Origin of the sequence: Halogeometricum pallidum JCM 14848, assembly GCF_000337095.1 — an archaeon.
GTDB lineage: Archaea > Halobacteriota > Halobacteria > Halobacteriales > Haloferacaceae > Halogeometricum > Halogeometricum pallidum.
This window is the reverse complement of the sequence record NZ_AOIV01000044.1, coordinates 114779-121461: the sequence shown is the minus strand read 5'-3', so window position 1 is coordinate 121461 and position 6683 is coordinate 114779. Positions and strand designations below refer to the sequence as shown.

General features: G+C 69.1%; 9 protein-coding genes. 3 read left to right on the top strand and 6 right to left on the bottom strand.

Annotation, left to right across the window (positions count from 1 at the left end; genetic code table 11):
- The 4 genes from C474_RS19735 to C474_RS19720 form a co-directional block, all read right to left on the bottom strand.
- The coding region (locus C474_RS19735) for an MMPL family transporter (RefSeq protein ID WP_008389964.1) at positions 1-941 on the bottom strand (941 nt) is incomplete at its 3' end.
- Positions 942-1184: 243 nt separating this feature from the next.
- The gene (locus tag C474_RS19730; protein ID WP_008389962.1) at positions 1185-1886 is read right to left on the bottom strand and encodes a DICT sensory domain-containing protein; all 702 of its coding nucleotides are present in this window, start codon (positions 1884-1886) and stop codon (positions 1185-1187) included.
- Between the two features lie 75 nt (positions 1887-1961).
- Positions 1962-2387, bottom strand: coding sequence for a hypothetical protein (locus C474_RS19725; protein ID WP_008389960.1), 426 nt, complete (start codon positions 2385-2387; stop codon positions 1962-1964).
- Between the two features lie 133 nt (positions 2388-2520).
- The gene (locus C474_RS19720; protein ID WP_008389958.1) at positions 2521-3198 is read right to left on the bottom strand and encodes a helix-turn-helix domain-containing protein; all 678 of its coding nucleotides are present in this window, start codon (positions 3196-3198) and stop codon (positions 2521-2523) included.
- A 260-nt stretch (positions 3199-3458) separates the two neighbouring features.
- On the opposite strand from C474_RS19720, the gene C474_RS19715 reads away from it, so the two are divergent.
- Positions 3459-4043 carry a flavin reductase family protein gene (locus tag C474_RS19715; RefSeq protein WP_008389956.1) on the top strand — a complete coding sequence of 195 codons (585 nt, stop codon included), beginning with the start codon at positions 3459-3461 and terminating at the stop codon, positions 4041-4043.
- Positions 4044-4048: 5 nt separating this feature from the next.
- On the opposite strand, the gene C474_RS19710 is transcribed toward C474_RS19715, so the two are convergent.
- On the bottom strand, positions 4049-4492 hold the full coding sequence (locus tag C474_RS19710) for an SRPBCC family protein (protein WP_008389955.1): 444 nt from the start codon (positions 4490-4492) through the stop codon (positions 4049-4051).
- A 90-nt stretch (positions 4493-4582) separates the two neighbouring features.
- Here C474_RS19710 and C474_RS22760 point away from each other — a divergent pair, with 90 nt between their 5' ends.
- Together C474_RS22760 and mvaD are read left to right on the top strand one after the other, a co-directional pair.
- The gene (locus tag C474_RS22760; RefSeq protein ID WP_008389953.1) at positions 4583-4729 is read left to right on the top strand and encodes a hypothetical protein; all 147 of its coding nucleotides are present in this window, start codon (positions 4583-4585) and stop codon (positions 4727-4729) included.
- A 105-nt stretch (positions 4730-4834) separates the two neighbouring features.
- Positions 4835-5809: a phosphomevalonate decarboxylase MvaD gene (gene mvaD / locus C474_RS19705; protein WP_008389952.1), complete on the top strand. Its 975-nt coding sequence runs from the start codon at positions 4835-4837 to the stop codon at positions 5807-5809.
- Here the strand turns inward: mvaD and C474_RS19700 are convergent, their stop codons facing one another.
- Entirely contained in the window at positions 5810-6667 is an 858-nt protein-coding gene (locus C474_RS19700; RefSeq protein ID WP_008389950.1) for an alpha/beta fold hydrolase, read from the bottom strand. It lies immediately after the preceding gene.
- Positions 6668-6683 lie beyond the last annotated feature (16 nt).

Sequence of the window (6683 nt, the reverse complement as noted above, 5' to 3'; positions counted from 1 at the left end):
TTGATGGCGTGGATGCCGAAGTCGATGCCCACCGCCAACAGCAGGGGCGGGACGGCGATCATGATCTGGTTGAACGGGATGCCCGCGAGGCCGAGGAAGCCGAACGTCCAGACGACGGCCATCGCCAGCGCGAACGTCCCCAAGAGGAGGTCCAAGAGGTCGCGGTAGGCGACGACGAGAAAGAGGACGATGAGGATGACGGCCGCGGGCGTCACGATGAGCAGCGAGTCGGTGATGACCGCGCCGAACTCGTCGGCGATGATGCCGCTGCCGAAGACGGTGATGTCGCCCGGCCTGTTGTCGACGATGCGCTGGACCCGCTGTTGGATAGGGGTGAGCGGGCTATCGCCGGACTGGCCGGCCGAGGAGGACACCTCGGTCGGGAGCGAGTGCTGGACGACGCCGATGGTGGCCGACGCCGACGCCGACCGGGCGTTGAAGTCCTCGCTCACGGACCCCGTGAACGCCGGGTTGTCGGCGTTCTCGCGGACCGCAGCCGTCACCTCGGCGTCGGTGGCGCGTTCGAGCGTCGTCACCTGCTCGTCGAGCGTCGTCGCGTTCGGATTCAGCGTCTGCGCGACGACGGCGGCCGCCGAGGAGGTGCCGCTGACCCGCAGCGTCGGCTTCTCCTCGACGCTCTCCTGCGCTCTGAGCATCTGCAGCATCGACCGCCGAGAGAGGACGTTCTGCCCGCGTTGGATGAGTTGCGTGCTCCCGGTGTCCTGTCCGAAGACGGGGAGGAACTCCTGGTTCACCTGGTCGAGGGCGTCCTGTGCGGGGATGTCCTCGGCGAACTGCGAGGTGCCCGCCTCCGTGGAGACGTTCCCGAGACCGACGCCGAAGACGGCGGTGAGCACGAAGAACGCGAGCATCACCTGTCCGGGTCGCTCGACGATGTGGTCGTCGACCCAGTCGACGACGTGTTGGTAATCGTACGCCATCGTCAGTCCCGCCGCTCCGGACGGCGGGTTCCGTCGTCGCGACGGGCGCCGGCGGTGCTCCGGACGTCGCCGTCGGGGCGCGCGAGGCGGACGGGGGACGACGTGCGGGACTTCCGTGACATGAGGACTGAGCGCCCGCGTTCGGCGGTCGCCGGTGCGGGCCGTACCGGCTATCGTGTCGGTTGGATTCGCCCCGACGCATATAAATCGTGGTACGGTTCCGCACCGGCGGTCGCGTCCCCCTCAGGTCGGGGCGGCGTAACGGGTCGAGAGGTGCGAGAGGATGGTGTCGACGACGCGCGGGTCGTACGTCCAGAAGCCGCGGAACACGTTCGGGTCGCGTTCCTCTGCGAGGAGCGCGCACTTCGAGGCGTCCTCGCCGTCGCCGTCGTAGACGACGAACCACGTCGCGGCTATCTCCTCGTCGTCGACGAGGTGGACGGTCACGCCGTCGAGCGTCGGCGCGTCGCCCTCCGGGACGGCGTAGGCGTGGATGTCGAGGTCCTTGCTCGCGAGGCGGCGGTACACGTCCGTCTGTCGCCGCAGGGCGGACGCGCGCTGAAATCCGGCGTGGAGCGTCCCGCGGCCGAACCGCCACGCCCGGTCCTCTATCTCCCGTGAGGCGGACACCATCCGCGCGCCGTCGTAGGAGGTGAACGTCGTCCGGTCGATGCGCGTCAGCACGTCCGAGAGGGTCGCCTCGAACGTCTCCGGCCTCAGCGGCGCCGAGAGGTCCGAGCAGTCCGTCCGGACCCACGACCCGTCGCCGTCGGTCAGTTCGGCGGTCCCCGACAGCGCCTCGCCTCCGTCCCGGCGCTCGACGGTCAGCGGGTACGGCGCGAGGTACTCCCGCACCTGTTCGAGCAGTCGGTCGGAGACGGGTTCGTAGAGGACGAGCGTTCGCTCGCGCCCGCCCACCCTGGCGACGATGTCCCGCAGGCTCATCTCGTACGGTCGAGACGGTCGGCCCGGATATGCGTTTTCCCGAGGGCCGGCGAAATACAGCCGAGCGCGACGGTTTCACGACTCCGAGAGGGAGTCGACGACGACCCACGCCTCGACGAAGTCGCGCTCTTCGACCATCGGGTCCTCGCCGTAGTCGTCCAGCGTCTCGCGCGCCTCGTCGAGGAAACCCGCCTCCTGCGCACGCTGGTCGGGGGCGTCGCGCGTCGCGTTCAGCAACGCCTCGAAATCCTCGCGGATGCTGAACGACGCCCGCGCGACGTTACAGCGCGAGAGCGGGTTCAACCCCATCGCGACGAGGTCGGTGACGAGGTCCCAGTCGCTCTCGCAGAAGTGAATCGACACCTCGCCGACGATGTCGCGCCACGCGACGGACCCCGAGTGCTTCATCAGGGGCACCGCGCGCGGCGGCACGTCGATGCGGGCGACCGTGTCGCGGTCGTCGCAGAGACAGCAGGGCTGCTCGGTCTTCCCCGTGTACATCGGCGGCCCTAGGGACCCCGGCGGTATGGGCGTTCTCCCCGTGGCGAGAAACGGCGCCGAAGGGAACAGAGAGAAAGCAGCGGCGAGAGCGTGACGTTCTCGGGCGATGAGAGAGGGGGCGGCGAAGACGCGGTCAGTTCTTCAGCCGGCGTCGGCAGGCGTCGACGAAGGAGTTGACGTTGACCTCGGCGTTCCGGTCTAACGAGACGAACACCTCGATGTCCTCGCTCACCGGGAGTCTGATCCACAGCGAGTGCTCGAAGCCGCGGACGACGAACCGCTCGTCGTCCGCGTCGGTCCGCTCCAACTGCTCGTCCACCGTCGCGTCGCCGGCGCTGAGCGCCCCGATGACGGTCGACAGCGAGTTCGAGTCGCACGCCTCGCGGACCTCCTCGTTCGCGACGAACACGTCGGAGTCGTCGCCCTCGCGGACGAGTGCGACCCGGAACGTGTCCGGGTACTCCGCCGCCAGGAAGTCGACGAGCGGCGGGTACGGGAACGCTTTCTCCTCGACGAACGTGACCGAGACGGAACCGGACTCCGACTCCCCGTGGAGTCGGACCAGCGCGGTCCTCCCCCGACGGGTGAGGCCGTAGAGCCGCCCCTTCTGCTGGGACTCGGGGACCAGGAGTTCGACGACCCCCCGCTCCCGGAGTTCGGAGAGCGCCCGAGAGACGTGCGGCTGCGCGAGCTCTAACTCCGACGCGATTCGCGACGGAAGCTCGGGTCCCTCCCCCTCGAGGAACTCACAGACGGACGCTCTGTACCGCGAGCTAGCGATGTACCCCGCGGTATCCCAGGAGTCAGTCATCGTGAGAGTGTTCCATTCGCTTGCACTCGGTCACGAACACAGGTATATTTTTCGCGGAATACGGAGATAATTCAGGCGAATCGCGACCGTCCGACTGTCCCGGTGATGCGCAGAATCACACGACGGTTCCACCCGCTCGGCGGCGGTCCACGTCCGCGCTCGGCGTCGGGTTCCGACCGGGGCCGCTAGCCCTTTGTCTCCGGTCGGCGAAGGGCGAGCGATGAGAGCGAACACGCGACCGACGCGGGAGGCGCGGTGACGTGGACGGACCGCCGGACGCGTTCGGGTCGCCGTACCGCCTCCTCTCGGGGGCCGTCGTCCCGCGACCCATCGCGTGGGTGAGCACCCGCGCGGCGGACGGGACGCGGAACCTCGCGCCGTACAGTTTCTCGAACGTCGTCACCCCCGACCCGCCGACGCTGCTTTTCTCCTCGTCGGGAACGGGCGAGGACCTGAAAGACAGCGCCCGCAACGCCGTCGACACCGGCGAGTTCGTCTGGAACGTCGTCACCGAGGACGTCGTCGAGGCGATGAACGCGACGAGCGCGACGCTCCCGCCCGACGGGGACGAGTTCGAGCACGCCGCCGTGACGCCGGCCGAGTGCGTCGCCGTCGACGCCCCGCGCGTCGCGGAGGCGGCGGTGTCGTTCGAGTGCGAACTGGTCGACACGCTCGAAGTCGGCGTCTCGACCCTCGTGTTCGGCGAAGTCGTCCACGCGCACGTCGACGAATCCCTCCTCACCGACGGGAAGATGGACACGACGAAACTCGACGCGGTCGGTCGCCTCTCGGGGTCCGAGTACGCCCGCATCGGCGACCGCTTCTCCATCGAGCGGCCGCCGTAGGGCGCTCACACCTTCCGTTCAGCTAGACGCGCTATCGCCGAGAGCGCGCGCCGGCAGACGGGGACGTACGCCGCGGCGAGGAGGGGTACCTCGAAGGCGGCGCGGCACCGGCCGTCGCCGAGGGCGTCGACGCGGTGACCCGTCGCCGGGACGCGCGCGACGGCCCACGTCCACCGCATCGCCTCGTCGTCGTACGCCGTCACCTCGAACGGGACCCACGCGCCGAGGCCGGCGATTCGCACCTCGCCCGTCGCTCCCGGCCCGATTCGGTCGGGACCGCGGACGGCCGAGACGGACGGTCCCCACGCGGACCACGTCCGCGTGTCCGTGAGCACGTCCCACGCCGCCGACGCCGGCGCTTCGACCGCCCGCGCGACGACGACCCGCCGGCCATCGGGCGTTCGCTCGACTCTCGTCCGGGTTCGCGCCGCGTCCGAACCGCGGGTCACCTTAGACTCCTTTCACTAGCTAGTATGGTACTAAGTGTTATAATCATTTTCAGGACAACGGTTAAGCCCGTTCGTGGCAGCCACTATCATATGACAGAGAAGCGTGCGAGCATGAAAGAGATAAGCCACACCCCGCCGACGGGCGAGACAGTCACCAACGTCTGGGAGCGAGGCCGAGAGGAAGCGGAGACGGAAGCCGAAGCGACTCCCGACTCGACCGTCGCCGCCGACGACTGAACGTTCGGTTCGAAGGACGCTCGTTTCTGCCGCCCGACGCCGACGGACTGCGGTCTCTCGCCGACCATCGGGACGTTTAACCCCGCGTCTCTCGCGCGTGGGTGTATGAAGGCCACCGCCAAGGCACACCCGATTCAGGGGTTGGTGAAGTACCACGGGATGCGCGACGAGGAGTTGCGACTCCCGTACCACGACAGCATCAGCGTCTGCACCGCGCCGAGTCACACGAAGACGACTGTCGAGTTCCGTCCGGACGCCGCCGAGGACACCTACGTCATCGGGGGCGAGGAGGTGACCGGTCGCGGCGCCGAGCGAATCGACGCCGTCGTCGACCACGTCCGAACCCTCGCCGACACCGACGACGCGGTGCGCCTCGAATCGGAGAACTCCTTCCCCTCGAACATCGGATTCGGCTCCTCCTCCTCGGGGTTCGCCGCCGCCGCGATGGCCCTCGCGGAGGCGGCCGACCTGGGGATGACCCGCCCCGAGATATCGACCATCGCCCGCCGCGGGTCCTCCTCGGCGGCCCGCGCCGTCACCGGCGCGTTCTCGCAGCTCTACTCGGGCATGAACGACGAGGACTGCCGCTCCGAGCGCATCGAATCCGAGTTGGAGGACGACCTCAGAACCGTCGCCGCGCACGTCCCCGCCTACAAGGAGACCGAACAGGCCCACGAGGAGGCCGCCGCGAGCCACATGTTCCAAGCGCGGATGGCCCACGTCCACCACCAACTGGACGAGATGCGCGACGCCCTCCGCGCGGCGGACTTCGACCGGGCCTTCGAACTCGCAGAGCACGACACGCTCTCCCTGACGGCGACGACGATGACCGGCCCCGCGGGGTGGGTGTACTGGCAACCGAAGACCATCGCCGTGTTCAACGCCGTCCGCGAACTCCGAACCGAAGAGGAGATTCCCGTCTACTTCTCCGCCGACACCGGCGCGAGCGTCTACGTGAACACGACGGCCGAACACGTCGACCGGGTCGAAGCGGCCGTCGCGGGGTGCGGCGTCGACACCGACGTGTGGGAGGTCGGCGGCCCCGCCGAGGTGCTCGACGAGTCCGACGCGCTGTTCTGATCACCCCTCGAAGAAGGCTCGAATCGAAGCGGTAACGCTCTCGCGCGCCGCCGGCGAGAGGATGTGTCTCTCGCCGGGTAACACCTCCGTCAGCGAGAGGCCGCGCAGTCGTCGTCGGGCGCGCGGAAGGACCGTCTCGGGCGGGAAGAACGGGTCGTTCTCGCCGACGAACAGGGCGGTCGGCGCGTCGAAGCCGTCGAGGTCCGCGGCGTCGGCCTCCGGGAACTCCCGTTCGAGGACGACGTGGCGCAGCGATGCGGCGACGGTGTCGCGGACGAGAGGGTCGGGGTCCGACTCCGTCGCCATCGCCGCGAGGACGCGGTTCAACAGCCACTCGGCGGGGAGGAAGCGATAGAGGACGGCCGGCAGACCGACCCGAAGCAGCGACGGGAGCGGGCCGGTTCCGAACCCGGCGGGGACGACTAACGCGGCGCGGTCGATTCGGTCGGGCGCGTGCGTCGCCGTCCGGAGGACGATACCGGCCCCGTACGACGTGCCGACCATCGGCGCCGACCGGACGTCGAACGCGTCGAGCAGGTCGACGACCCACTCGCCGTAGCCGTCCCCGCGCGGCGGGACGCGGACCTCTGCGCTCAGCCCCGGTTGACCGATGGTGTCCGGCGCGATGAGACGATACTGCTCGGCCAATCCCGCGTACCACGAGAGCGTCATCGGGTTGGTCGCGTTGCCGCCGTGGAACGCGAACGCGGGTCGTCCGTCTTCCGGACCGGCGAGGAGCACGTGGGTCGAACCGTGCCGAGCCTCGACCCGTCGGCGGTCGACGTCGAGTCGGGCGACGGCGTCCTCGTACGCCGATTCGAGCGCCCGCCTCCCGGCCTCCGAACGGTAGATCGACATGACGTCTCGTCACGCC